21 protein-coding genes are annotated in these 26,012 nt (G+C 63.1%); 14 read left to right on the top strand and 7 right to left on the bottom strand.

The annotated features are described in order from the left end of the window. Nucleotides 1-10: 10 nt before the first annotated feature. Nucleotides 11-880 carry a DUF817 domain-containing protein gene (locus JTF07_RS19425; RefSeq protein ID WP_204235817.1) on the bottom strand — a complete coding sequence of 290 codons (870 nt, stop codon included), beginning with the start codon at nt 878-880 and terminating at the stop codon, nt 11-13. Between the two features lie 118 nt (nt 881-998). On the opposite strand from JTF07_RS19425, the gene JTF07_RS19420 reads away from it, so the two are divergent. Continuing rightward, nucleotides 999-1,667: a Rossmann-fold NAD(P)-binding domain-containing protein gene (locus JTF07_RS19420; protein ID WP_204235816.1), complete on the top strand. Its 669-nt coding sequence runs from the start codon at nt 999-1,001 to the stop codon at nt 1,665-1,667. Nucleotides 1,668-1,704: 37 nt separating this feature from the next. Here the strand turns inward: JTF07_RS19420 and JTF07_RS19415 are convergent, their stop codons facing one another. Continuing rightward, complete coding sequence (locus JTF07_RS19415) at nt 1,705-2,253, bottom strand: hypothetical protein (RefSeq protein ID WP_204235815.1); 549 nt, start codon at nt 2,251-2,253, stop codon at nt 1,705-1,707. Between the two features lie 10 nt (nt 2,254-2,263). Further along, nucleotides 2,264-3,079, bottom strand: a complete 816-nt coding sequence (locus JTF07_RS19410) for a L,D-transpeptidase family protein (protein ID WP_204235814.1) — start codon at nt 3,077-3,079, stop codon at nt 2,264-2,266. 60 nt (nt 3,080-3,139) lie between these two features. Here JTF07_RS19410 and JTF07_RS19405 point away from each other — a divergent pair, with 60 nt between their 5' ends. The 4 genes from JTF07_RS19405 to JTF07_RS19390 all read left to right on the top strand — a co-directional run bounded on the left by JTF07_RS19405 (nt 3,140) and on the right by JTF07_RS19390 (nt 8,050). Beyond that, complete coding sequence (locus tag JTF07_RS19405; protein ID WP_204235813.1) at nt 3,140-4,429, top strand: DUF6636 domain-containing protein; 1,290 nt, start codon at nt 3,140-3,142, stop codon at nt 4,427-4,429. Nucleotides 4,430-4,682: 253 nt separating this feature from the next. Continuing rightward, nucleotides 4,683-6,455 (top strand): 2-isopropylmalate synthase, encoded by a 1,773-nt coding sequence (gene leuA / locus JTF07_RS19400; RefSeq protein ID WP_204235812.1) that lies wholly within the window; start codon nt 4,683-4,685, stop codon nt 6,453-6,455. A 93-nt stretch (nt 6,456-6,548) separates the two neighbouring features. Then, on the top strand, nt 6,549-7,277 hold the full coding sequence (gene recO / locus JTF07_RS19395) for a DNA repair protein RecO (RefSeq protein WP_204235811.1): 729 nt from the start codon (nt 6,549-6,551) through the stop codon (nt 7,275-7,277). Further along, nucleotides 7,274-8,050 (top strand): isoprenyl transferase, encoded by a 777-nt coding sequence (locus JTF07_RS19390; protein ID WP_204235810.1) that lies wholly within the window; start codon nt 7,274-7,276, stop codon nt 8,048-8,050. Before recO ends, JTF07_RS19390 begins: the two co-directional genes overlap by 4 nt. Before the next feature lie 107 nt (nt 8,051-8,157). On the opposite strand, the gene JTF07_RS19385 is transcribed toward JTF07_RS19390, so the two are convergent. Continuing rightward, nucleotides 8,158-9,978: a DEAD/DEAH box helicase gene (locus tag JTF07_RS19385; RefSeq protein ID WP_204235809.1), complete on the bottom strand. Its 1,821-nt coding sequence runs from the start codon at nt 9,976-9,978 to the stop codon at nt 8,158-8,160. Nucleotides 9,979-10,315: 337 nt separating this feature from the next. Between JTF07_RS19385 and JTF07_RS19380 the strand changes: the two genes are divergently transcribed. Further along, nucleotides 10,316-11,695, top strand: a complete 1,380-nt coding sequence (locus JTF07_RS19380) for a glycine--tRNA ligase (protein ID WP_204235808.1) — start codon at nt 10,316-10,318, stop codon at nt 11,693-11,695. Between the two features lie 188 nt (nt 11,696-11,883). Further along, nucleotides 11,884-13,143 (top strand): YibE/F family protein, encoded by a 1,260-nt coding sequence (locus tag JTF07_RS19375; protein WP_204235807.1) that lies wholly within the window; start codon nt 11,884-11,886, stop codon nt 13,141-13,143. Between the two features lie 129 nt (nt 13,144-13,272). On the opposite strand, the gene JTF07_RS19370 is transcribed toward JTF07_RS19375, so the two are convergent. Continuing rightward, the gene (locus JTF07_RS19370; protein WP_096177750.1) at nt 13,273-14,664 is read right to left on the bottom strand and encodes an aspartate aminotransferase family protein; all 1,392 of its coding nucleotides are present in this window, start codon (nt 14,662-14,664) and stop codon (nt 13,273-13,275) included. After that, the gene (locus tag JTF07_RS19365) at nt 14,661-15,146 is read right to left on the bottom strand and encodes an Lrp/AsnC family transcriptional regulator (RefSeq protein WP_096167274.1); all 486 of its coding nucleotides are present in this window, start codon (nt 15,144-15,146) and stop codon (nt 14,661-14,663) included. The genes JTF07_RS19370 and JTF07_RS19365 overlap by 4 nt, the downstream gene beginning before the upstream one ends. 192 nt (nt 15,147-15,338) lie before the next feature. On the opposite strand from JTF07_RS19365, the gene JTF07_RS19360 reads away from it, so the two are divergent. Beyond that, nucleotides 15,339-16,667 carry a M24 family metallopeptidase gene (locus JTF07_RS19360; protein WP_204235806.1) on the top strand — a complete coding sequence of 443 codons (1,329 nt, stop codon included), beginning with the start codon at nt 15,339-15,341 and terminating at the stop codon, nt 16,665-16,667. A 34-nt stretch (nt 16,668-16,701) separates the two neighbouring features. Here JTF07_RS19360 and JTF07_RS19355 read toward each other — a convergent pair whose 3' ends face one another. Further along, nucleotides 16,702-18,090 carry an L-lactate permease gene (locus JTF07_RS19355; RefSeq protein ID WP_204235805.1) on the bottom strand — a complete coding sequence of 463 codons (1,389 nt, stop codon included), beginning with the start codon at nt 18,088-18,090 and terminating at the stop codon, nt 16,702-16,704. A 78-nt stretch (nt 18,091-18,168) separates the two neighbouring features. Between JTF07_RS19355 and JTF07_RS19350 the strand changes: the two genes are divergently transcribed. From JTF07_RS19350 to JTF07_RS19325, 6 genes are all read left to right on the top strand, one after another. After that, nucleotides 18,169-18,717, top strand: a complete 549-nt coding sequence (locus JTF07_RS19350) for a helix-turn-helix domain-containing protein (protein WP_204235804.1) — start codon at nt 18,169-18,171, stop codon at nt 18,715-18,717. 171 nt (nt 18,718-18,888) lie between these two features. Next, nucleotides 18,889-20,541, top strand: coding sequence for an ATP-binding cassette domain-containing protein (locus JTF07_RS19345; protein WP_204235803.1), 1,653 nt, complete (start codon nt 18,889-18,891; stop codon nt 20,539-20,541). Between the two features lie 57 nt (nt 20,542-20,598). Further along, complete coding sequence (gene dusB, locus JTF07_RS19340) at nt 20,599-21,789, top strand: tRNA dihydrouridine synthase DusB (protein WP_204235802.1); 1,191 nt, start codon at nt 20,599-20,601, stop codon at nt 21,787-21,789. A 2-nt stretch (nt 21,790-21,791) separates the two neighbouring features. Then, complete coding sequence (locus tag JTF07_RS19335) at nt 21,792-23,099, top strand: deoxyguanosinetriphosphate triphosphohydrolase (protein ID WP_204235801.1); 1,308 nt, start codon at nt 21,792-21,794, stop codon at nt 23,097-23,099. 3 nt (nt 23,100-23,102) lie between these two features. Further along, entirely contained in the window at nt 23,103-25,271 is a 2,169-nt protein-coding gene (dnaG, locus tag JTF07_RS19330) for a DNA primase (RefSeq protein ID WP_204235800.1), read from the top strand. A gap of 90 nt (nt 25,272-25,361) precedes the next feature. After that, nucleotides 25,362-26,006 (top strand): TetR/AcrR family transcriptional regulator, encoded by a 645-nt coding sequence (locus JTF07_RS19325; RefSeq protein WP_204235799.1) that lies wholly within the window; start codon nt 25,362-25,364, stop codon nt 26,004-26,006. The last annotated feature ends 6 nt before the right edge of the window (nt 26,007-26,012 follow it).

Raw genomic sequence — 26,012 nt, 5'->3', positions numbered from 1 at the left:
AGTCTGAGTTTCAGCTCAGAATATCAGTAGACCTGGTCTTATCAGGCGGTTTGGGAGGGTAGACGAAGGTGACGAGGACGACGGAGATCATCATGAGCAGGAACCACGCCACCAGTTTGGTCACCGGCACCATCTGCCATCCGTCGATCTGGGAGGGGTAGAGCCATGCGCCGGTGACGGTGCCGATGTTCTCAGCGATCCAGATGAAGAACGCCACCAGCACGAACGCAAGGAGGACCGGCATGCGCAGCGTCAGTTTGTGCACGTGGAAGTGCATCCGACATCGGAAGAACACCACCCCGACAGCAACGACGAGGAAGAGACGCACATCGACTATGTAGTGGTGGGTGAAGAAGTTGAGGTAGATCGCGGCGGCGATGACCGTGGTGATCCACCTCGGCGGGTAATGACTGAACCGCAGGTCGAAGAGACGATAGACGCGCACGATATAGGAGCCGACCGCCGCGTACATGAACCCGGTGAACAGGGGCACAGCCGCGATGTGGAGGACACCTCCGGCCGCATAGTTCCACGACCCCATCGACGTCTTGAAGATCTCCATTCCGGTGCCGACGATGTGGAACACAACGATGACCCACAGCTCGCGCCCGGTCTCCAGCCGCAGAAGGAGCATCGCCGCCTGGATCAGGACTGCCAGGATCACGAGGAGATCATTGCGGGCCAGGCCCGCATCGTCCGGGTACCACCAAGCGGTGAGAATGATCGCGAGCAGCATGAGGGCTCCGAACAGGCAGGCCCACGCCTGTTTGATCCCGAAGACGAGGAACTCCCGCACCCCGTCCGGCACCTGTGCGAGATGCCGATTGGCGAATCGGTCGAGGAACTGTTCGAGCCGTGTGAGTTCATGCTGATCGGCCATGAGGTCCTTCGACAGAGGGGGAGCGGTTGTGACAGAACCCTATCGCGCCCGGCTCCGCGGTCCTCGGCGCTGGTGGAGCCATCGGAGCAGCGGTGGATTGAGCAAATAGACTCGGGGCATGCACATCCTCATCTTCGGAGCCTCCGGCCACGTCGGCACGGGCCTGGCCCAGCACCTGTACGCTGACCATCGCATCACCGGCATCGTCCGTTCACAGCCGGAGGCCACGACTGACTATGAACCCGTCGTCGTCCCCGATTGGGTGGATCGACCCCAAGCCGTCATCGACGAACTCCGCCGGTTGGACGCATCGCCGGTCGACGCGGTCATCGCTGCGGTCGGTGGATGGTACGTGGACATCGCGATGATCGCTCGGGGGATCGCTTCCTTCGATGAGGACTACTCCTCATACCTGCGTGGTCATTTCGCGGCCTGTGTCGTATCGGAGGCGCTCGCCGAGGAATCGGAGGCGCTCGCCGAGGAGGCAGGACGTGCCCATGTCCGGCACTTGGCTCTCAACGGTGTGGCCAGCGTCGAAGCCTGCGTCGGGTCTGGAGCGATCAGCGTATTCGGCGCCGCTCAAGAGATGCTCATCAGGGTGGCCGAGGCCGAGACGGACTCCGTGGACTACCGCGAGCTCAAGATCATGGCGCCCATCGGTGGTGATGACCGCAACGATCTGCGTGGGGGAGTCGAGACGATCAGCCTTCCCGCAGTTGCCGAAGCAGCCAGCGCGGTGCTGACTCGTCCAGCTGAGCACGAGATCAGCACTCAGCTGGGCGTCTAGGCCAGGTCATGGACTATGTTCGGGCCCTGGCTTCGGTTCAGGCCTTTGCATAGCGGATGAAGACCTGGTCATCGACGGTTCGCACATCGATGACTCGCAAGTTGAGGGTGGCCTCGAGTTGGGAGAAGTGGCTGCCGGTGCTGCGGGAATAGAGCGGGCTCAGGCTCAGGTGCAGTTCGGCACTTGGGACGGAATCGAGCAGCCGGTAGGCGAGGTTCGGTCCGGACTCGCACACCAGAGTCTCACCGGTGGACTCGGCGGCTTCGAGCACCTGCGCGGCAGTGTCCGGAGTGAAGTGCTGAGCTCGGTAGTCGAGGCCGGCCTCGGCGAGCTGCTGGCTCAGGTCGTCCGGGTCTGATTCGGTCAGGACATGTACGGGGGTGTGTTCGAGGGCTTTGCCCGGTGCGTTGATGACCGGCAGTGCGGGATTGAGCGCGGTCCGGCGATCGATGATGATGGCACCTGCCTGTCTGCGCAGGGATATGAAGTAGTTGAAGTCGGCCTTCGTGGACACGCCTGTCGACCAACCGTCCAGGGCATACGCTCCGTTGATCGTCTGTACGAGGGAGATGATGAGCTTTCGCATCGCGGTGCCTCTACTTCTGCAGTTGGGACTCAGGTCCCATGGCGATGCGCGGGTGGGCATCGGGGTCGATGGTTCCAAGGATCCATTTGAGGTCCTTCTCCTTGAGCGTCACACAGCCGTTCGTCCCGGAATCATGATCGAGGTGCAGCCAGATGCCGCCGCCCTTGTCCCAGCCCAGCGGGCGAGTCCTGTCGGTGGGCGCGGCGCCCGGTACGCGGTTGTAGTCGATGGCGATGATGTAGTCGAAGACGCGCTCGTACTCGGGACCGTATGCCACCGTCGCCGAGGAGGGGAGCCGATCATCCTGGGTGTAGGGAAGCGCCGTGCCCGGGTCCTGCTTGTACCCGCCTGCATCGCTGAGTGTGAAGACTCCGACCGGTGACGTCTTGTCGCCCTCCCGGCGATCGGCCAGCCAGCCCTTCTTCCCATTGTGGGTGTCGAACGTCTTGCGCTTCTTCCACTGCCCGTCTTCGATGCTGTAGAAGCTCAGCTGCCCGGAATCGGAATTCGCATCCGGCCCGCTGGCAACGAGGACCTGTGAGGTCTCTGCGGGAATCTGTGCGGCTGTCTCCGGGCCCAGTCCGGGGACCCGAGCGGAGTGGGCTGGACCTGTCGTCTCTGCGGTCTCTGCTCCGGGTGGGGTGATCTGTGCGGGGGCGGCGAAATCCCCGAAGCCGTTCTGCTGTGCCGGCGCCGCGACCATCGCGGAATGAGCGGACGCACCATCGTCGTCGTCCCTGTCGGACGGCGTCGCGCACGACGACAGCGTCAGGGCCGCAACAACGATCGTCAGGCTGGTCCCGGCCCGGGTTCCACCACTGAACATGAGGTCATCATCTCACGAACCTTGAGAACACTGCGGTAGTGACTATGCGAAAATGGGCCTATGAGCATTCCACCTGTGCCGAACCACCCTCCGCGCCCCGGGCGTCGGAAACCGGCGGAGGAGTCTCCGGATTCGATCACAACGCAGTTGTTCATCGGCCAGGACAAATCCCCGGCCGCGGATGGCTCGACCCAAGCCCTCAGCGCGGACGAGTTGGCGAGACTCCGGTCGATGGTGTCTTCCGACGGAGTCGATGCCACCGAGGTGCTCAGCCTCGACGAGCTGCGCCAACTCGCCGCAGCCGAGAATGAAGAATCCGCTGTCGGCGGCCAGACACCACGGAAGGCGAGGTCCGAGGACATCGCCGAGGCGGAGGCCGCCTCGGCACCGAAACAGTGGAATCCACAGGGTGCCTCGGGCGGGCAGTCTCCGAATCCCGAACCCTGGGGCGCCGACTTCGGTGCGCCGGGGCAGCCCGCTCCACAACCGCATCCCCCTGAGCACCACGGAAACGAGTCGCGCGTGCCCAACGGCGCATCACCCTACTCCCCACATGCTGCACCCGCCTCTGCAGGACACAGTGCTCCCGGACCGGCAGGCGGCGCCTACGGGCCAGGTGTCGGCCCCGGTGGCCAAGGGGGTCCTGCCGGTCAAGGGGGTCCTGCCGGGCCGGGTGGACCAGCCGGTCCCAACGGCGGTGACGGTCCCGGTGGACCTGGCGGGTACGGGCCCGGGGGACCTGGCGGGTACGGGCCCGGGGGATATGGACCTGGCGGGCCAGCCGGACCCGGCGGACCCTACCGCCGTGAACCCGATACGAAGAAGGTTCCGGGGTGGCTCTGGGCCCTAGCTGCGATCGCACTGGTGATCGCCCTCGGCATCGTCGGCTACATTGCCTGGGACGCGAGGCAGGGCAAGGACGAGACCGCGTCTGACTCGTCCTCTCAAGGACCCTCAGACGGTGCAGGCTCCGAGTCCGACGATCCGAGCTCGAAGCCGCCGGTCGCTGCCGAGTCCTTCAAGTCTCCGTCCGGCAACATCGCCTGCACGATCGATGCGGATCGCACCCGGTGCGTTATCTCATCCTTCGACTACACGCCTCCCGCAGAACCCGATGACTGCCAGTTGGATAACTGGGGCGGTGTCGTCGTGGCCAATGACGAAGGTGCCGGCTTCTCCTGCCAAGAGGCCCCAGGAAATTCCGGCCCCGCTCGGGTGCTCGGCTACGGCGAATCGATCACTGCCGAAGGGATGACCTGCACATCGACCCGCGAAGGGATGACGTGCAAGTCGGATGAGACAGGCGTCGGCTTCAATATGGCGCGGGCCTCGGTCGACTTCCTCGACTAGTGGACTGATGGGGAGCGCTGCCGACTGAAGATGGGCACACTGGCACCGGCCATCCCGGCCATCCCGGCCATCCCGGGATCAGAATCTTAGGATTTGGACAGGTTTGGGGTGGACTGATCAACCAGGACTATGTTGTCTGTGTGGCTCACAGGTTGCTCCTCCTTCCTTGCCGCGACGAGTCCTGATCGGACAGCACACTCGTCGCGGAGTTTTTCCTATGCTGATGAAGCACACGATCAATGAATGAGGAACCATGAAACTGCAGAAGCCGACTCCTATGCCATTCAGCAAGTACAAGTCCTTTCAGGACCGGATTGCTCTCGATATGCGCGACCGCACCTGGCCCGATCAGCTGATCCGGAAGGCTCCGCGTTGGCTGAGCACCGATCTGCGGGACGGCAACCAGGCCCTCATCGATCCGATGACGCCCGATCGCAAGCGCAAGATGTTCGACCTCTTGGTCAAGCTCGGCTTCAAGGAGATCGAGGTCGGATTCCCCGCAGCCAGTCAGGTCGACTTCGATTTCGTCCGCGAGATCATCGAGCAGGATGCCATCCCCGACGATGTACGCATCTCCGTACTCACCCAGGCGCGTGAGGATCTCATCGAACGTACGGTGGAGTCCCTCGTCGGTGCTCAGAAGCCGACGGTCCACCTCTACAACGCGACCGCGCCAGTCTTCCGCAAGGTCGTGTTCGGTTTCGACGGTGAGGGCTTCGACCAGACTCGTGACATCGCCACCCGTGGAACCCAGGCGGTCATGAAGCACGCCGAGTCACTCCTCGGCGACGTCGACTTCGGCTACCAGTACTCACCCGAGATCTTCGTCGACACCGAACCCGAATTCGCACTCGACATCGTCGGCAGCGTCCTCGACATGTGGCAGCCGGCCGCGGGCCGCGAGACTGTCGTCAACCTGCCGGCCACGGTTGAACGCGGCACCCCGAACACCTACGCCGACCAGATCGAATGGTTCTGCCGGAACATGCCCTACCGCGATGAGGTGGCGGTGTCCCTGCACCCCCACAACGACCGGGGAACCGGTGTGGCGGCTGCTGAGATGGGCATCATGGCAGGTGCCGACAGGATCGAAGGCTGCCTCTTCGGCAACGGCGAACGAACCGGAAACCTCGACCTCGTCACTGTTGCGCTCAACCTCTACACCCAGGGTGTCGACCCCGAGCTGGACTTCTCCGATATCGACGAAGTCATCCACACCGTCACCGAATGCAACCAGATCGGTGTCCACGAACGTCACCCCTACGGTGGTGACCTCGTCTTCACCTCGTTCTCCGGCTCGCACCAGGACGCGATCAACAAGGCGTTCGCCGCCCGTGAGAAGAATGCCAATGAGCAGGGCGTACCTGTGGACCTGATGGAATGGGACATGCCCTACCTGCCGGTCGACCCCAAAGATCTGGGCCGCTCCTACGAGGCGATCATCCGCGTGAACTCGCAGTCGGGCAAGGGCGGCGTCACCTACCTGCTCAAGAGCGAGTACGGTCTGGATCTGCCTCGACGCATGCAGGTCGAATTCTCTCGCGCCGTTCAGCAGCACACCGAAGGTGGGGGAGAGGTCTCCGCCGAGGAGATTCGCCGCATCTTCAACCACGAGTACCTGCCCAGCGATGATCAGGACAACGCCTGGGGCCGGTTTCAGATCGTGGGCCTTCGCACCGACTCGGGCACGGTTGATGACTCGGGCGCCTCGGAGCGCGTCGAGGTCGACCTCATCGTCGACGGCCAAGAGCGCACCTACGAAGGACGTGGCAAAGGGCCCATCGACGCACTGGTGAAGGTGCTCATCGACAACTTCGACGTCGACGTTCGCCTCCAGGACTACACCGAACACGCCATCGGCTCCGGTGCTGACACCATGGCGGCTGCGTACGTCGAGCTCGCCGTTGAAGACCGTGTCGTCTGGGGTGCCGGACTTCACTCGAACATCACCAAGGCCTCACTCAAGGCCGTCGTCTCGGCAGTCAACCGTGCCGCCCGTGATCGCGACGGTGAGCGCGAGCGCTGAGACGTCAGCTGAGCGGAGTCACAACAGATATATCACAACGGCCACAGAGTGCGGCGGGGATCTTTCCCCGTCGCACTCTGCGATAATGGGCAGGTGCACAATTATCGTGATGAAGGCATCGTGCTCCAGGGGCACAAGCTCGGCGAAGCCGACCGCATCGTCACTGTTCTCACCCGCAGCCACGGGCTGATCCGAGCAGTAGCGAAGGGCATTCGCCGCACCAAGTCACGCTTCGGTTCCCGGCTCGAACCCTTCATGCTCGTCGATCTGCAGTGCCACGTCGGCCGCAACCTCGACATCGTCACCCAGGTCGAACTCATCGAGCCCTTTGCCCGCGGCATCGGCGCAGACTATGACGCGTACTCGGCCGCGAGTGTGATGGCGGAGACCGCAGCCAGGATCACCGAGGTCGAACCCCAATCGCGCACCCATTTCCTGCTTCTCGTCTCGGCCATCCGGTCTCTGTGCAATGACGAGCATCCGCCGAGGCTGGCCCTCGATGCGTATCTGCTGCGGGCAATGTCCGTGGCCGGCTGGGCGCCGAGCCTGCTCGACTGCGCACAGTGCGGCAGCCCTGGCCCGCACCGTGCGTTCTCAGCCTCCCTGGGCGGTGCCGTGTGCACCTCCTGCCGACCCAGCGGAGCGGCTCTGCCGGACACCGATGCACTCGAACATATGGCCGCCCTGCTCTCAGGTGACTGGGAGCGAGCGGAAGCCTCGGACCTCCACGACCAGATCGACGGTTCCAAACTCGTTTCTGACTGGGTGTCATGGCACTTGGAACGCAATATCCGATCACTGAGAGTTTTGGAGGCCAGATGAGCTATCCCGCGCCGCCCCCGCACCCCAGCGGAGCCCGCCCCCCGGGCATCGAGGCGAAGTTCGTCCCGAATCACGTCGCGGTGGTCATGGATGGCAATGGACGTTGGGCCAACGACCGCGGACTGCCGCGCACTGAAGGGCACAAGGCCGGAGAGGCGTCGCTCCTCGAAGTCATCCACGGTGCCATCGAGATGGGTGTCGACTATCTCTCCGCCTACGCCTTCTCCACCGAGAATTGGAAACGCTCCCCGGACGAGGTGCGCTTCCTCATGGGCTTCAATCGCGATGTGATCCGACGTCGCCGCGATGAGCTCAATGAGCTCGGCGTGCGGATCGTGTGGGCCGGGCGCCGCGGTCGCCTGTGGCGATCGGTCATCGACGAACTCGAGACCGCGGCGGAGATGACCAAGCACAACACCGGCCTAGTCCTCCAGTTCTGCGTCAACTACGGAGGTCGCTCCGAGATCGTCGACGCGGTCAACCAGATCACCGCCGAGGTAGCCGCTGGCAAGCTCAAGCCAGGCAAGGTCAGCGAGAAGACCGTTCGTTCGCGCCTGTACGCCGCTCAGGTGCCGGACGTCGACCTGTTCCTGCGCTCCTCTGGCGAGCAGCGCACCTCGAATTTCCTGCTGTGGCAGTCCGCCTACGCGGAGATGGTCTTCCAAGACGTCCTGTGGCCCGATGTCGATCGCCGCACCCTGTGGGCAGCGATCGAGGAGTACGCGCGTCGTGACCGTCGCTTCGGCGGTGCCGTCGATCGCTCGAGTTCCTGAACGCCGGACCGCACCCGCAAGCGAGAAGAGGTCCCGCCACTAGGCGGGACCTCTTCTCTTGGGCGAGCTCAGCGCCGATGTCTCAGCGCCTCAGCAGAACCTGCACATCAGTAGCGGTCGCTTGAGCGTTCGCCGCCGAAGCGGTCATTGCTGAACTTCTTGGCGCCTCCGCGACGATCGTTGCGGAAGTTGCGGCTGTCGCCGGGCTGCTTGTCGAAGTTGCGCTTTTTGAACGGACGAGCCGGACGGCCAGAATCCGGACGAATGTCGATCGGGCGACCCTGGATCTGCGTGTTGGAGAGCTTGCGCATGACCGAGGAATCGAGATCCTTGGGCAGATCGACAAGGGTGTGGTTCGACCGGATGTCGATGTGACCGATCTCTTTCGAGGTCAGGCCGCCTTCGTTGGCGATGGCGCCGACGACCGCACCCGGCTGCAGGCGTTCGTTGCGGCCGATGGCCAGACGGTAGGTGGTCATATTCTCATCACGCGGACGGGATGAGCGTTCACGGCCCGGCTTGCCGTCGCGTCCGCCGCCGTCACGGTCACGAACAGGCTTGCCACGCGAAGGCTCCGGCATGGGATCGGCCTTGAGGGTGTTGGACTCGAGCACCAGGGACGCCAGCGCTGCGGCGATGTCGGTCGCAGGCACATTGCGGGAGAGCTCGTACTGCTCGATGACGGTCGCGAGTTCGGTCAGCTCGGTCGTCGCGAGCACATCGTCGATGCGCTTGGTGAACTTCTCCACACGGGTGTTCGTCAGCTCTTCAACGCTGGGCATCGACAGCGGTTCGACCTTCTGCTTCGTGGCGCGCTCGATGGAGCCGAGCAGACGCTGCTCACGCGGGGTGACGAACAGAATGGCCTCGCCCGATCGCCCTGCGCGCCCGGTGCGGCCGATGCGGTGGACGTAGGACTCGGTGTCATGCGGAATGTCGAAGTTGACGACGAGGGTGATGCGCTCGACGTCGAGACCGCGGGCTGCGACATCGGTGGCGACGAGAATGTCGACCTTGCCGCTGCGCAGCATATCGATCGTGCGCTCACGAGCCTGTTGTGGGATGTCGCCATTGATCGCCGACGCCTTGAAACCGCGGGCACGCAGCTTCTCGGCGAGCTCCTCCGTTGCCTGCTTGGTGCGCACGAACATGATGATGCCCTCGTATTCCTCGACCTCGAGGATTCGAGTCAGGGCGTCGAGCTTATGCGAGTGCTGGACCATGTGATAGCGCTGGCGGATGTTCGATCCGGTCTGCGACTTCGAAGCGACCCGGACCTCTTTGGGGTTGTTGAGGTATTTGCCGGTCAGGCGGTGGATCGATGTCGGCATCGTGGCGGAGAACAGGGCCACCTGACGCGAGTCGCCGGACTGGCTGAAGATCTCTTCGATGTCTTCGGCGAAGCCCATCTTGAGCATCTCGTCGGCCTCATCGAGGATGAGGTGACGGAGGTTTTCGAGCTTGAGCGATCCCTTTTTGAGGTGGTCGATGACACGACCCGGCGTTCCCACGACGACCTGAGCGCCGCGCTTGAGGCCGGAGAGCTGTGGGCCGTAGGCCTGGCCGCCGTAGATCGGGAGGACGGAGAAGTCGTTGAGATTCGTCGCATACGAGGTGAACGCCTCGGCGACCTGGATCGCAAGCTCACGGGTGGGGGTCAGGACCAGAGCGAAGGGACCGTCGTTGGCGCGGCCGGCCTCGGCGAGGTCGGACAGTGCTGGAAGAGCGAAAGCGGCGGTCTTGCCGGTGCCGGTCTGGGCCAGGCCGATGACATCGCGGCCCTCAACCAGCGCGGGGATCGTCTCAGCCTGGATCGGAGTCGGGGTCTCGTATCCTTGAGCCTGAACTGACTGGAGGACGAGCGGGTGGAGACCCAGCTCGGAGAACTTCGGTGTTGTCGGATTGTCGGATGTGGACACTTCTGTCATGAGTTTTCTCTCTCACGTCGGCACACACTTGATCGCAGATGACTGTAGTGGCGATCTACCCTGCGGCCGCTTGTGCAATCATCGTGAGCAATCCGGGCCGAAACCGTATGAGATCCAAGGCTTGCTTGGACAGACGTGAAAACCGTCAGTACGGAGAAAGGTTTGGGTGTGTTTCAATCCTACATGCCACATGTCCGACGAGACGGTAATGCGGGCAGGATTAAGTGTGAGTTCCGTCGCCCATGAGGTGGGACCCTCGGATGGGGCCTGAACAGATAGGCTGTACCTGCGAGCCACGGCAGCCGGCCGTCGGCGACCTACCTCAAGGAGAATAAACGTGGCACAGTCCAAGTTGGATGCCGTCATCGCCCTGGCCAAACGCAGAGGATTCGTCTTCCAAGCCGGAGAGATCTATGGCGGGTCCCGTTCGGCCTGGGACTACGGGCCCTTGGGCGTTGAGCTCAAAGACAACATCAAGGCCCAGTGGTGGCAGACCTTCGTCCGCGGTCGCGAAGACGTCGTCGGACTCGACTCCTCCATCATCCTGCCGAAGCGCGTCTGGGAGGCCTCCGGGCATGTGGAGACCTTCGTCGACCCGCTCGTCGAATGCCTCAACTGCCACAAGCGCCACCGCGAAGACCACCTCGTCGAAGCCTATGAAGCCAAGCACTCGAAGACACCCGAGAACGGTATGGCCGACATCGTCTGCCCCGACTGCGGGAACCGTGGACAGTGGACCGAGCCGCAGGAGTTCTCCGGCCTGGTCAAGACCTTCCTGGGTCCGGTGGAATCGGAGGCAGGTCTGAACTATCTGCGCCCCGAAACCGCACAGGGAATCTTCGTCAACTTCAACAACGTCGTCACCGCGGCACGGAAGAAGCCGCCTTTCGGCATCGGCCAGATCGGCAAAGCCTTCCGCAACGAGATCACTCCCGGAAACTTCATCTTCCGCACACGTGAGTTCGAGCAGATGGAGCTCGAGTACTTCGTTCGTCCCGAGGAGGCCGACGCCTACTATCGCGAGTGGGTCGAGGCCTGCTGGAACTGGTTCATCGATCTCGGCATCTCCGAAGACAACGTGCGCCGCCTCGACGTTCCCGAAGATGACCGGGCACACTACTCCTCGGGTACGATCGACGTTGAGTACCGCTTCGGCTTCCAAGGGTCGGAATGGGGCGAGCTGATGGGCGTGGCCAACCGCACCGACTACGACCTCGGCACCCACACCGAGGCTTCGGGTGCGAAGCTGCAGTATTTCGATCAGGCCAGCGGCGAACGCTTCACTCCCTACGTGATCGAACCGTCCTTCGGTCTGACCCGTTCGATGATGGCTTTCCTCGTCGATGCCTACACGGAGGACGAGGCACCCAACACCAAGGGCGGTGTGGACAAGCGCATCGTGCTGAAGCTCGATCCGCGCCTGGCTCCGATCAAGGCGGCCGTGCTGCCGCTGAGTCGCAATGAGAAGCTGACACCGGCGGCCAAGGAACTCGCTGCTCGTCTGCGCAGGCGGTGGAACATCGACTTCGATGATGCCGGCGCGATCGGTCGTCGGTACCGCCGGCAGGACGAGATCGGCACCCCGCTGTGCATCACGTTCGACTTCGACTCGCTCGACGACAACGCGGTCACGATCCGCAAGCGCGACGATATGAGCCAGGAGCGCGTCAGCCTCGATCAGGTCGAGAACTATCTGGCCGAGCACCTCGGCATCTGAGAGTCCGCCGGGGTCTGACCACCAGGTGGAGCCTGTCACCGGCGGCGCCTGAGACTCGGGCCCGGTCGGTCGTGAAATCGACCGACCGGGCCCGTTCTGTTTCGCTGCCGTGGGCACCATCATTGAAATCGCCATTCACTTCGCGCACCGAGACCGAGTCACAACGCGCATCGACACGAAGGTCCGCCATGCATATGACGCTCCAAGGGAAGCCCACAGCCTCGCCGAGGGTTCGCCTGATCATGATCGTGTGTCTCCTTCCGCTGGTCCTCATCACGATCGGGGGCCTGGTCCTTCTGTGGCCGCAGGGGCCGGAGCAGGATCTGCCCGGCGGTGGTCCGATGACGAACACCGCACCGGGGGTCTCCCACGCTGAAGCACGAGTCACCGCCGTGGATGCGTCGAACTGCGAGACCAGTGAGCCCGATCCGATGCTCGAAGCCGACTGCATGGAGTTCACAGCCGAAGTGGATGGGCAGGAGGGGAGCCTTTATGTGACGCCCGACGCCATCGTGTCCGGGGTCGGTGTCGGAGATTCGCTCAAGGTCCTCGACTTCACGAAGTCGACTGACCGAGCAGAGACCGAGACTGACTATGTGTTCATCGACTACGACCGAGATGTCCCGATCCTTGCCTTGGCGATCATCTACGGGGTCGTCGTTCTCGCAGTCGCAGGCTTTCGAGGCCTGCGTGCATTGACGGGCCTTGCCTTCGCCGGTGTCGTGCTGATTGTGTTCATGCTCCCGGCGATCCTCGACTCCAAGCCGCCGATCCTCGTGGCAATGGTCGCGGCGAGTGCGATCATGGTCATCGCCCTGTATCTTGCCCATGGCGTGTCGACGCGGACGACTACGGCACTCTTCGGGACCGTTGCCGGCATCGTCATCACGGGGCTGCTGGGGGCATGGATGACGTCCTGGGCCAATCTCGGCATCGCCTACTCCGAAGAGGGATTCCTCCTCACCGGCACCACGGACGTGTCGTTGGCCGACCTGATCGTCTGCGCGATCCTCGTCACCGGACTCGGTGTCCTCAACGACGTCACCATCACCCAGGCATCGGCGGTGTGGGAGCTGGCCGCAGTGGCACCAGAACTCAAGTCCAGGCAGCTCTTCTCCCGAGCGATGCGCATCGGTCGCGACCACATCGCCTCGACGGTGTACACGATCACGTTCGCCTATGTGGGGTCCGCGCTGACCACACTCCTCATCGTCTCCGCCCACGACCAGTCGTTCTTCGAGACCCTGACACTGGGCGAGATGGCACTTGAGGTCGTGAGCATCCTCGTGTGCTCGATCGGCTTGGTCATCGCCATCCCACTGACGACTGCTTTAGGGGTGCTCGTCGTACGATCGGGCCTGAGACCGCCGCCACGCGTTGCACCATCGCAGAACAGTAACCCACGTTCGCAGGAGCAGAACTCCGCGACTGACCCAGCCCTGGACTGATCCGCCGTGGCACCCCGGCCCACACGCGTGTGAACACCTGACGTGACGTGTGGTTGCCCGATATGAAACTGCCCCGAGTCCTCAAAGAGGAATCGGGGCAGTTTCATGCGATTGAGCTTCAGGCTGCGATCAGAGCTTAGTCCAGGCTTCCGAGAGGACGCCGCGGATGATCTGCTCCATCTCGTCGAACTCCTTCTGACCCACGGTCAGAGGAGGCGAGAGCTGGATGACTGGATCCCCGCGGTCATCGGCACGGCAGTACAGGCCGTTTTCATACATCTTCGCGGACACGAAGTTCTTGAGGATGCGCTCCGATTCCTCCTCCGTGAAGGACTCCTTGGTGTCGCGATCCTTGACGAGTTCGATGCCGTAGAAGAAGCCCTCACCGCGAACGTCACCGACGATCGGCAGATCCTTGAGCTTCTCGAGCGTGAACTTGAACGCGGCAGCGTTCTCATGGACGTGGTCGTTGAGCTTCTCCTTTTCGAACACGTCGAAGTTGGCCATCGCGGCGGCACAGGCGACGGGATGACCGCCGAAGGTGTAGCCGTGGTAGAACGTCTCCTCGCCACCGGGGCCGAAGGGCTCGAACAGCCGATCCGAGGCGATCATCGCACCCAGCGGAGCATACCCTGAGGTGATGCCCTTGGCGCTGGTGATGATGTCAGGGACGTAGCCGAAGTCGTTGCAGGCGAACATGTCGCCGATGCGTCCGTAGGCGCAGATGGTCTCGTCGGAGACCATGAGCACGTCGTACTCGTCGCAGATCTCACGCACCCGATCGAAGTATCCGGGTGGCGGTGGGAAGCAGCCGCCGGAGTTCTGCACCGGCTCGAGGAACACAGCCGCAACCGAATCGGCGCCTTCGAACTCGATGGCCTCGGCGATGCGGTCGGCTGCCCAGCGGCCGAAGGCCTTCTCATCGTGGGCGTAGGGCTGCGGCGAACGGTAGAAGTTCGTGTTGGGCACCTTGATCGCACCAGGGACCAGGGGTGCGAACTGTTCGCGCAGATCCGGCAGCGAGGTCACAGACAGGGCACCGTGCGGCGTGCCGTGGTAGGCGGTGGCGCGCGAAATGATCTTGTGCTTGCCCGGCTTGCCGGTGATCTTGAAGTAGTTCTTCGCCAGCTTCATCGCGGACTCGACCGAATCACCGCCGCCGGAGGTCAGGAAGACGCGGTTGAGGTCGCCGGGAGCATAGCTGGCCAGACGCTCCGAGACCTCGATGGCCTGCGGATGGGCGAAGGACCACAGCGGCATGAACGGCAGCTTCAGCGCCTGATCGTACATGGCCTTCGCGATCTCCTCGCGACCGTGGCCAACCTGGACTGTGAACAGTCCGGCCAGGCCGTCAAGGTACTTATTGCCCTTGTCGTCGAAGATGTGGTGGCCTTCGCCACGGGTGATGATCGGTGCTTCACCACCGTTGAACAATGACTGGTGCGGAGCCATGTGCATCCACACGTTGTTGCGGATGGCATCCTGATAGCCGGTGCCAGCTCTGGTGACATTCTCTGTCATCGCGTCCCCCAATTGTATTTTTGCTTTTCGAGTGAGAGGTACATGAAGAGCTCCGTGTCCACGACTGCGTCGATCGAGCGGAGCTCTTGGTTGACGAATTCGATCAGGTGGCGATCCGATTCGCAGACGATCTCGACCAGGATGTCGAACGACCCTGCGGTCACGACGAGATAGTCGATCTCGTCGTATCCGTGAAGTCTGTCGGCGACCTTGGAGATATCTCCCCGAACCTTGACTCCCACCATGGCCTGTCGGGCGAAGCCCAGACTCAAGGGATCGGTCACGGCGACGATTTCCATCACGCCGGAATCGATGAGCCTGGAGACCCGCTGACGGACTGCGGCTTCGGACAGCCCGACAGACTTGCCGATGGCGGAATACGACTTGCGTCCATCGTGCTGCAACTCGACGATGATCGCTTTCGATTTCTCGTCGAGATTGCCCAGGCGGTGACTGCTTCCGCTCGGCATCAAGTGGGCCATTCTTCACCTCCGTGATTTGGGTCTCAGCACAATCTATCATCAATTCAGTCGGAATGCGCATCCTTGCGTGCGAATTCCGTCGAATCCTAAAAAGATTGATTCTGGATTCGTCATGAATGTGCATTTCTACGCGCGACAACACGCGTGTCGCAGTGATTGACACGGTGTGATGCGGCTCACCACACTGTAATCATGAATGAGGGTGAGCTGTTCTACGCCGGAGAAGACAACCGGCCGGATGTGCAGGGAATGCGGCCCGGTGCCCAGCAGGGCCGGGCAGGACAGGAAGTCAGAGCTCGCCCGCAGCCGCGCCCAGGCGAGGTCGACACGATCGGCGCGAACAATCTGTGGTTCTCCCCGGACGAGTACTTGGGACGCATCGCCTCGGTGCGCAATCGGATGGTCGATCAGGGACTGTCTGCGCTCATCGTCACCGATCCGGCGAACGTCTACTATCTGACCGGCTACAACGCCTGGTCCTTCTATACCCCGCAGTTGCTGTTCGTCCCGGCAGCGGGTCCGCTCACTCTGTTCCTGAGGGACATGGACGCCAGGGGTGCTGCGCACACCTCGTGGCTGCCACCCGAGGATATCGTCGGATATCCCGAACGCTATGTGCAGAGACCCCACATCCACCCCTTCGATTGGGTGGCCTTCGCGCTCCGGCAGCGTTGGGAGGTCGCACGGGCGTCTTCATCGCCGGTCGGCGTCGAGATGGACTCGCACTTCTTCTCGCCGCGGGCTTTCCGATCGCTGGTCAACGGCGTGCCTGAGTGGAGGCTCGTCGACTCATTCGAGCTGGTCAACTGGATCCGGGCGATCAAATCTCCGTCCGAGGTGGCGCTGATGCGCAATGCCGCCGAGGTGACGACGGAGGCGATGAACGCGGCACTGGGAGCCATCGGGGTCGGTGTCGCGCAGAACGAGGTGGCGGCGGAGATCGCTGCCGCGCAGGCTCGCGGGCGCGGCAGCTCCTGGGGTGACTATCCGGCCATCGTTCCGCTGCTGCCCACGGGGGAGAGCGCCGATACTCCGCACCTGAGCTGGACGGACCGCAAGTTCATCGACGATGAGTCGGTGAGCATTGAGCTTGCCGGCGTCCACCGCCGATACCACGTGCCCCTGGCTCGGACTGCCGTGGTCGGAAAGCCGAAGCAGGAGCTCATACGTCTCGAAGGCGTCGTCGCCGAGGCGCTGTCCGCGGTTCTCGAGGTCGCCGCACCTGAGGTGCCCACCGCTGAACTCGCCCGGACGTGGAATCGCGTGCTGGCGCTGGCGGGCCTGGAGAAGCCGAGCCGCCTGGGGTACTCAATCGGAATCGGCTATCCGCCCGATTGGGGCGAGCGCACGATCTCGATCAGAACCGAGGACGATCAGTTCCTCGAAGCGGGAATGACCTTCCACCTCATCTGCGGAATGTGGATGAACGGGTACGGCTACGAGCTGTCGGAGTCGATTCTCATCACCGACACCGGGTGTGACACATTCACCGCATTCCCGCGCGAGCTGATCCGGGTCTGATGGCCACCTCGGCGCCGGCAGATCGGTCTGGATCTCAGGCCATGAACTGGACCCAGAGACCGAGCGCCACCGCGTTGACTCCGGCTACAGCCAGGGCCCGACCCTGAACCCAGGCGATGTCATTCGTCGAGGCGGGTGCTGAAGGTTCGGCCATCTGCACCGACATCGCCACGCGTGGAGGGGCGGCCAGTGCTGCGAGCGAGGCGGCGGCGTTGCCTGCTGCCACCACGGGCAGAGACGGAACGTGCGACGCTGTCGCGACCGCGTCGATGGTGCCGGTGAACATGGAGTTTGCGCCGGTGTTCGAGCCGGTGACGATGGCTCCGATCGCCGTCAGCCATGGCGTGAAGAGGACGAGTCCGGAGGGCACAAGCGTCCCGATGGCTGCGCTCATCCCGGTTGTCGTCATGATCCACCCCATGAGCATGAACGCGGCAGTTCCGGCGCCGATGGGCAGCCAGGAGCGGACGGCGGAGACCGTGACACTGCTGCGAGAGGTGACTCTGAGTGCGGCGATTGCACAGGCGGCGGCCAGCCAGAACGGGGGAGAGGCGACTATCTGAGTCAGCAGCGAAGGGAACGCCGACTGCAGTGCGCGTGCGATGAGCAGGCCCACTGTGAGGGTGGTGTACGGCAGGACTGCCAGGCCCAATCTGTGTGTGAAGCCGGTTCTGCGGCGGCGGATGATGAAGAGGGTGCCCATCACTGCGATGACGAGGAGTGAGCCGATGATGCCGGCCGGGGCCATGCCGACCAGGATGTTCGCGGCGAGGATGCCGGCCCACATGAGGACTGCAGCGGCGCCGATTCCGAGGCAGGAGGTCAGTCTGGGTCGCATGACGAGGATCACCGAGGTGGCCACGATGATGACCGGTATCGCATTGATCCAGGCTGTTGCCACACCGAGATCGTCTACGTTGACGCCGGTGAGTGCGGCAGCGACCGTGGTCCCGGGGCCGAGTGCGCCCCACGGTACGGCGATGAGTCCCAGGAGTCCGAGGATCGCTGATTGACGCAGCGAACAGCCGAGGAGTCGGAGAACGGGGACTCCGATCGTCACCCCGATGCCGAAGCCGGTGACAGATTCGGCGAATGGGACGAGGCCGAAGACGACGAGGGCCACGCCGAGCGGCCGACTGGGCGCCGCCGATTCGACCCAGGCGGAGATCTCACCCATCGAGCCTGCCGCTTCAAGCAGACGAGCGAGGACCATGCCGAAGAGGAGGATGAGGGCGACTTCGAGGATGAGGGGGAAGTAGTCCGCCCCGGATTCGAGCAGGTCCGACATCGACGTCGGAAAGAAGAAGATGACGGCAAGACCGGCGGCGATGACCCCGGCTGCGGCGGAGACCCACGAACTGCGCTTGAGGATGAGCAGGGTGATGGCGAGCATAATGGGGGCAAGTGCCAGCAGTGGAGTCATATGAGAAGTTCCATCATGTGAAGAAGTTTTATTTGATGGAACTCACTCTACTATTCAAGAATAAACTATGATGTCACAATGGCGAACACAGAGGACCTCGGAGCCCGTGTATTCGGCGCGCGGATCAGAGCCCGCCGCAAGTACAACGACTTGACGCTCAACGAACTCGCAGTCCGTGCCGGAATTTCCCGGGCGGCACTGTCGAAAATCGAACGCGGCGAACAGGACACGTCGGTCTCGAATGCCATGGGTCTCTCCCGCGCACTCGGCGTCGAGGTGGGAGAGCTCCTCGCTCCGCCGGAGGTGGTCATCGCCCGGAGCAGCTCCATCCCTGCCCACAGCGGGTATGGCAGAGGCACCCTGCGGAGAGATCTTCCCGCGCCACAGCAGAACATGGAAGTCGTCCACTACAAACTCGATCCCCACTGCGAAACTGCGTCGTTCGCGGCACACCGCAGCGGCTCACGTGAGTCCTTCTTCGTCCTCGCCGGAACGATCGAAATCGTCACCATCGATCGCCGGACGACTCTGCGAGCGGGAGACTGTGCGCAGGCGCCGGGCGATGTTCCCCATCAGCTGTCCAACCCGGGTGACGAGCCGGCGGAGCTGATGCTCATCATCGTCTGAGACGACAGGAGGGTCTGAAAGCGCTCTTGACGAAGCGAACCGACCTCGGGCATCCTGGTGCTGACCCATTCCCGGCGAAAGACAGTCACTTCGTGAAGTAGTTCCTCATTTCCGCATCACGCGGGTGCAACGGACCCGCAGCGCACTTCTGTGCACGAAATGAGGACACACATGACTGCTGCCGTATCCATCTCCAAACTCGGCTACCGCCTCAGCGACGACACCGAGATCTTCACATCACTGAGCGCCACGATCCCTGCTGCCACCGTCGGCCTGGTCGGCGACAACGGGGTCGGCAAATCCACTCTCGCCAGGATCATCGCCGGTCTGCTCAGGCCCACTGCTGGGAGCATCACCGGTGCCGAGGGTGCTGTCTACATCGATCAGCTGCTGCCGCACACCGAGGACAGCGTCGCCTCGGCGCTGGGAATCGCCCCCGTCAGGACTGCACTGACGAAGGCGCTGGCTGGAAAGGCCCAGCTCGATGACTTCGATGTCATCGGTGACGACTGGGACATCGAAGAGCGGGCGCTGAGTGCTCTGGCCGATCTCGGCCTCACGCTTGACGCCGCTGCCCTTGACCGCCGGCTGTCCACCTACTCTGGAGGTCAGGCCATGCGCATCGGTTTGGCCAGAGCCGCGCTGGCGGGCGACCGCTGGCTGATCCTCGACGAACCCAGCAACAACCTCGACGAGGCAGGGCGTCGACGCCTGGCCGCTCTGCTCCGGGACCGGACCGGACCGACGCTGGTGATCTCGCACGACCGCGCGCTTCTGTCGACCGTCTCGACGATCGTCGAGATGACGGACCAGCTGCGGGTGTACGGAGGAGACTTCGACGACTACGAGACTATGGTCGCGGCCGAGGAAGAGGCGAAGCTCGCCGACGTCGTCGATGCCAAGAAGACCCTGGCGATCGAGAAGCGCCAGCGCATCGAACTCGAGACGAAACTGGCCCGATCCGACCGAAAGGCGGCCAAGGACAAGGAGAGCAAACGCCGACCGAAGATCGTCATGAATGGTCTGACGGACTTCGCCCAGAAGAGCGCAGCGAAGCGTCGAGGAGACAAGGCCGCCGACGAGGAGCAGGCCCGCTCCTCGGTTCGCTCTGCCAAGGACGCCCTGCGCAGGGACTCGAGCATTCGCCTGGATCTGCCGGAGACCGCGATCCATTCCGGTAAGAGAGTACTCGACATCTCCGGGGGAGCGCTGGAGCAGCCGCGCTCGGTGGTCGGACCCGAGCGCATCAGGCTGACCGGTGCCAACGGCTCCGGGAAGTCGACGTTGCTGGCCGCAATCGCCGGCAGACACGACACAGGTGCGCCTATACACGAACTGTTTCCGAACATGTCGATCACAGTTCCGGTCCCGATCGGCATTCTCGACCAGCAGTACAGGCTGCCGCCGACATTGACCGTCATGGAGGCGGTGAGGGCGAACAGCCCCAGTCTCGGCCCGCACCGCGTCCACGAGGTATTGGCTGCGATGGGGCTGGGAGCGGGCCGGACCGATCAGCTCTGCTCGACCCTGTCGGGAGGTCAGCGGTTCCGTGTGGCACTGGCGACGAGTCTGCTCCAGGACCCGGCTCCGCAGCTGCTCGTACTCGACGAGCCGGGCAACAATTTGGACCTGTCATCGCTGACCGCGCTCGTCACCGCTCTGGACGGATTCGGCGGATCCATGATCGTGGTCACCCACGATGATCGTCTCGCCGAGGAGCTGCGACTCGACGTCGAATGGGACATCCGGGAATTTCTGGCCCAGGAACAGGTTGACGTGGACAGGGCTGAGAAGGAGACGGAGGGGCCATATGCGCGATCGTGAGTCGGCAGGATCTGCTTGTGCAGGTGTTCCCTCATTTGACGGCTCGGGGATAATGGCATGGTGAGTGTCATCAGCCCTGCCCCAGAATCCGCATCCCCGACCACTGCCGAGCCACTGCGCATCGGCCCCATCGAGCTGTCCTCGCCGGTGGTGCTGGCACCGATGGCGGGAATCACCAACACCGCCTTCCGCCGCCTGTGCCGCGAGTACGGAGCCGGTCTCTATGTGACTGAGATGGTGACGTCCAGGGCGCTTGTCGAACGCAGCCCCAAGAGCATGCGGATCATCCACCATGAGCCGTATGAGACCCCGCGCTCGGTGCAGCTCTACGGTGTCGACCCGGAGACGATCGGGCAGGCTGTGCGGATGCTCGTGGACGAAGACCGCGCCGACCACATCGATCTCAACTTCGGCTGCCCCGTGCCCAAGGTCACCAGGAAGGGCGGCGGCTCGGCCCTGCCATGGAAGAAGGACCTGTTCAAGGCCATCGTCACCACGGCCGTGACCGAGGCTGACCGCGGCGGAATCCCTCTGACGGTGAAGATGCGCAAAGGCATCGACAAGGACCATCAGACCTTCCTCGACGCCGGCGAGACGGCCCGCAATGCGGGTGTGGCAGCGATTGCCCTCCACGGTCGATCCGCGGCGGATCTGTATTCCGGCCAGGCTGACTGGGACGCCATCGCCCGACTCAAGGACCACCTCGGCGACACCGTTCCGGTTCTGGGCAACGGTGACATCTTCGCGGCAGAGGATGCACTTGAGATGATGCGCCGCACGGGATGCGACGGAGTCGTCATCGGCCGTGGATGCCAGGGGCGGCCCTGGCTGTTCGGTGACCTCGCCAATGCGCTCAGCGGCAGCGACGAGCGCTTCCGACCCGGCCTCGCAGAGGTTGCCCGCGCCGTCTACAAGCACGGTGAATACCTCGCCGAATACTACGAGGACGAATTCTACGGAGTTCGTGACCTGCGCAAACACATCGCCTGGTATTTCAAGGGCTATCCTGTCGGCGGAGATCTGCGTCGTCAGCTGGCGATGGTCTCTTCACTCGAAGAGCTCGAGGGGCTTCTGGCTCAGCTCGATCAGAACGCACCGTATCCTGGTACGGATGCGGAAGGCTCCCGGGGGCGGACCACCCGCCCGAAGAAGCCGCATCTGCCCGAAGGGTGGCTCGACTCCCGCATCTTCGATGTCAGCGGGAAGTCTCTGCTCTCCGAGGCGGAACTCGACATCTCGGGAGGATGACAATGCCATTCGAATCTCACCCACGCACATCGGTGCGCTCGGGGACCGTGGCGACCTACACGCCGTGGGACGAGGAACGATGGGTGAGCGAACCGGCGAAGAATCCACGCCGCTCGGCCTTTCAGCGTGACCGGGCACGGGTTCTGCATTCCGCGGGCCTGCGCCGCCTCGGCGCCAAGACTCAGGTCGTCGAACCAGGCACCGACGATTTCGTCCGTACTCGGCTCACGCATTCCCTCGAAGTCGCCCAGGTCGGGCGCGAACTCGCCCGCTACCTCGGCTGCGACCCCGATATCGTCGACACCGCCTGCCTCAGCCATGACCTCGGCCACCCACCCTTCGGTCACCACGGTGAGACCATTCTCGACGCACTGTGCATCGACATCGGCGGATTCGAGGGCAACGCGCAGACGCTGCGTCTGGTCACCAGGATCGAACCGAAGGTGATTGCCGATGACGGTCGCCCGGCCGGGCTCAATCTGACAAGGGCGAGCCTCGACGCGCTGACCAAATACCCGTGGTCGCGGAGCGAGGCGTCCGTCGGTCGGCGTGACTCCGGTGTCAGGAAGTTCGGCGTCTACGACGACGACAGGGGAGTCTTCGACTTCTATCGCGACGGCATCGAGAACGGGAAACGATGCATCGAAGCCCAGGTGATGGACCTCGCCGATGACATCTCCTACTCCGTCCACGACGTCGAAGACGCGATCGCCGGCGGCCATCTTCACCTGGGAGATTTCTCTGCCGCGGACCGCCGCGGAGAGCTCTTCGACATCACCCGGAAGTGGTATCTGCCGACCACGAGCGATGAGGAGATGGACAAAGCTCTGTCGAGGCTGCAGGCCGCCGCATACTGGCCGTCGGAGACCTATGACGGGTCCAGGCGGGCCCAAGCAGCGCTCAAACACATGACGAGTCAGCTCATCGGACGGTTCGTCGGTGCAGCGGAGGCCGCTACCCGTGAGGAATTCGGATGGGAGCCCTTGTCCCGTTACGCAGCCGCTCTTGTGGTTCCCGAACCTACGGCTGTCGAGATCGCCGTTCTCAAGGGAATGGCGACGCTGACGGTGATGGTCGCCGAGGATCGTCTGCGTCTCCATGACATCCAGTCCGCCGTCATCACCGAGCTGTCCCAGTGGTACTCCGAGTCGCCGACCAATCTCGAGCCGATGTTCAGGACCGACTACTTCGAGGCCGCCGACGATGCTGCCAGGCTGCGCGTCGTCGTCGACCAGATCGCATCGCTGACCGATCATTCCGCCTGGGCGCTGTACCACCAGCTCAAAGCAGGGGCGGAGGATCGTCTCTAGACCATGGCCGGACTGATCAGACGCGAGGACATCGACGAGCTTCGAAGTCGAACCCGCATCGACGAGGTGGTGGGTGAGTTCGTCACGCTCAAGACCGCGGGAATCGGCTCGCTCAAGGGCCTCTGCCCCTTCCACGATGAGAAGACCCCGTCGTTCACCGTTCGTCCTCAGGTCGGGATGTATCACTGCTTCGGCTGCGGTGAGTCAGGCGATGTCTTCGCTTTCCTGCAGAAGATCGAACAGCTCAGCTTCGTCGAAGCCGTCGAATCTCTGGCCGGCAAGATCGGGATGCATCTGCGTTATGAAGATGGCAAGGGTCCCGACCGCGAGCAGGCCAGTCGGCGACAACGGCTGCTGGAGATGCACGAGGTCGCTCAGCGCTTCTTCACTCAGTCGTTGGAAGGCGAGCAGGGACAGATCGGTCGGGAGTTCCTCGAGGGCCGAGGCTTCCCCAGCAGCTCGAGCCGTGAATTCGGTCTCGGCTTCGCACCCAAGTCCTGGGATTCGCTGACCAGCCAGCTCAAGCGAGCCGGTTTCAGCGAGGAGGAGATTCTTGCCGGAGGCTTGGCCAGTGAGGGTGGCCGCGGTATCTACGACCGTTTCCGAGGCAGGGTCGTCTGGCCCATCAAGGACATGACCTCTCGGACCATCGGCTTCGGCGCCAGGCGCCTGTTCGACGACGACCAGGGGCCGAAGTATCTGAATACTCCGGAAACTGCTCTCTATCACAAGAACCAGGTGCTCTACGGTCTGGATCTGGCCAAGAAGGACATCGCGAAGACCAAGCGCGTGGTCATCGTCGAGGGATATACAGATGTCATGGCTGCACACCTGGCTGGAGTCACGCAGGCGGTGGCCACATGTGGAACGGCCTTCGGGCCCGAGCATGTGAAGATCGTGCGTCGACTGCTCGGCGACGACCCGACGGGACAGGTGATCTTCACCTTCGACGGAGACGCAGCCGGACAGAAAGCAGCACTGCGGGCCTTCGAATTCGAGAGTGAGTTCACCGCCCAGACCTTCGTTGCAGTCGAACCCGACGGGCTTGACCCCTGCGACCTGCGGATGCAGAAGGGCGACGGCGCGCTGCGCGAACTCATCGACGGTCGCAAACCGCTCTTCGAGTTCGTCATCACCACAGCAATCTCTCGCTACGACCTCGACTCGGTCGAGGGCAGGATCGCTGCAGTCAAGGCCAGTGCCGAGGTCCTGACGGACATTCGTGATCGCAACAGCCTCAGCCACTACTATCGCTTTGTCGCCGGCCGAATCGGCGTCGACATCGACGAGGTGGAATCCGCGGTCAGAGATGCCCGAAAGAGGCCGAGTAAATCGCAGCCTCATCAGTCTCGTCAGACTCAGGGCGGATCACCTCAGGCCCTGCCGGAGACCCCTCCCGGGCCAGCCCAGGCACCGCCCGGACCGGATCAGACTCCACCCGGAGCCCAACGGGTTCTCTCCGGCGCACAGCAGCCGCAGATGAACGGATCGCAGGGTCAGTCTGCCGCGTGGAAGCAGAATCAATCGGCTCCGGCGCAGGCCCGGCCAGGGCTGCAGGCGCCCGGAGCGCAGACGCCAGGACAACCAGCGCCCGGCTCCGCCGGGGGAGTCGCCGGCAAGGACGACACCGCCATCGAATACGTCTACGATGAGCGCCCAGACGTGTCGAACCTGTCGGCCCCGATCAGCCCCGCTCGCCTGAAGACGGAGAAGGGGGCACTGATGGTGGCGCTGCAGCATCCCGAGTTCGTCAATGCCAAGCTCTTCGACTCACTGTCTGCCCGAGCCTTCGAGCACCCGGGATATCGACGGATCCAGTCTGCGATCAAGGCTGCCGGAGGACTGAAGTCAGCCGGGGGTGTGAACTCAGCCGGATCCGCCGACGCCGCGCGTTGGGCGGAAGCCGTCCTCGCAGCCAGTGACGAGGACCTCAGGCCCTATGTCATGCAGCTGCTCGTGTCTCCCTTGCCGGTGGCAGACGGGGTCAGCGCGGAGGGATTCGCCAGAGGCATCGTGGCTCGGCTCTTCGACTACGACCTCGAACGGATTGCCAAGGAGCTGCACTCACGACTGCAGCGCCAGGACACCACTGACACGGATGCGCAGACGACGCTACTGGGGCAGCTGCAGGTTCTCGAACAGCACAGGGCGCGGTTGAAGACTCTGATGTGAAGGCGGCTGTTCTCACCTGAGAACGTGAAATAGTGCACAATTGCAATTTTGCAGTTGGTGTAAAGTTGCATGAGATGCAAAAATTGTCTCATGCGTGAATCCGAACCCGAATCCCTCCGTGCCAAAAAGGCGCGTCAGACGCGTCATGCTCTGCATGACGCGGCGATTACTCGGGTACTCGATGAGGGACTCGAATGCGCGACGGTGGCGAACATCGCCGCCGACGTCGGCGTGTCCACACGAACCTTCTTCAACTACTACGCGACGAAGGAAGACGCCATCGTCGGACTCGACGAGTCCAATATCGACGCCAAGTTGGTTGATGACTACGTCCACTCTGATTCAGGGGTGGAAGATCTCGCCGAGGACACTGCCCGTTTCGTCCGCGAAGTGCTGCTCATGGGTTCGATGGATCCCAGCCTGCCGGCCCGACGCCGGAAACTGTTCGCCCGCTATCCGGAGCTGGTCAGCAAGCGCTTCGATCGGGCCGAGGCTCTTGAAGAGCTCGTGGCCGAACACGTCTTGGCGCGTCTGCGCTTCCTGGGGCAGGAGTTCTCCACCGAAGAATCGGCCTGGCGCAGCGCCAGGATGCTCACCCAACTGTGCAGGGTACCTCTGAATCACGCTGGCCAGACGCTCAAGCGCTCACCCGAGCGCATTGACGAGAAGTCCGGCACGCAACCACTCTTCGAAGAATCATTGGGACTCTTCCTCAAGGTTCTGGACCGACTATGACAAAGG

Origin of the sequence: Brevibacterium sp. RIT 803 (assembly GCF_016892625.1) — a bacterium.
In the GTDB taxonomy this organism is placed as follows: domain Bacteria; phylum Actinomycetota; class Actinomycetes; order Actinomycetales; family Brevibacteriaceae; genus Brevibacterium.
Note: the sequence above shows the minus strand (reverse complement) of the source record. Positions and strands in the feature narration are given on the sequence as shown.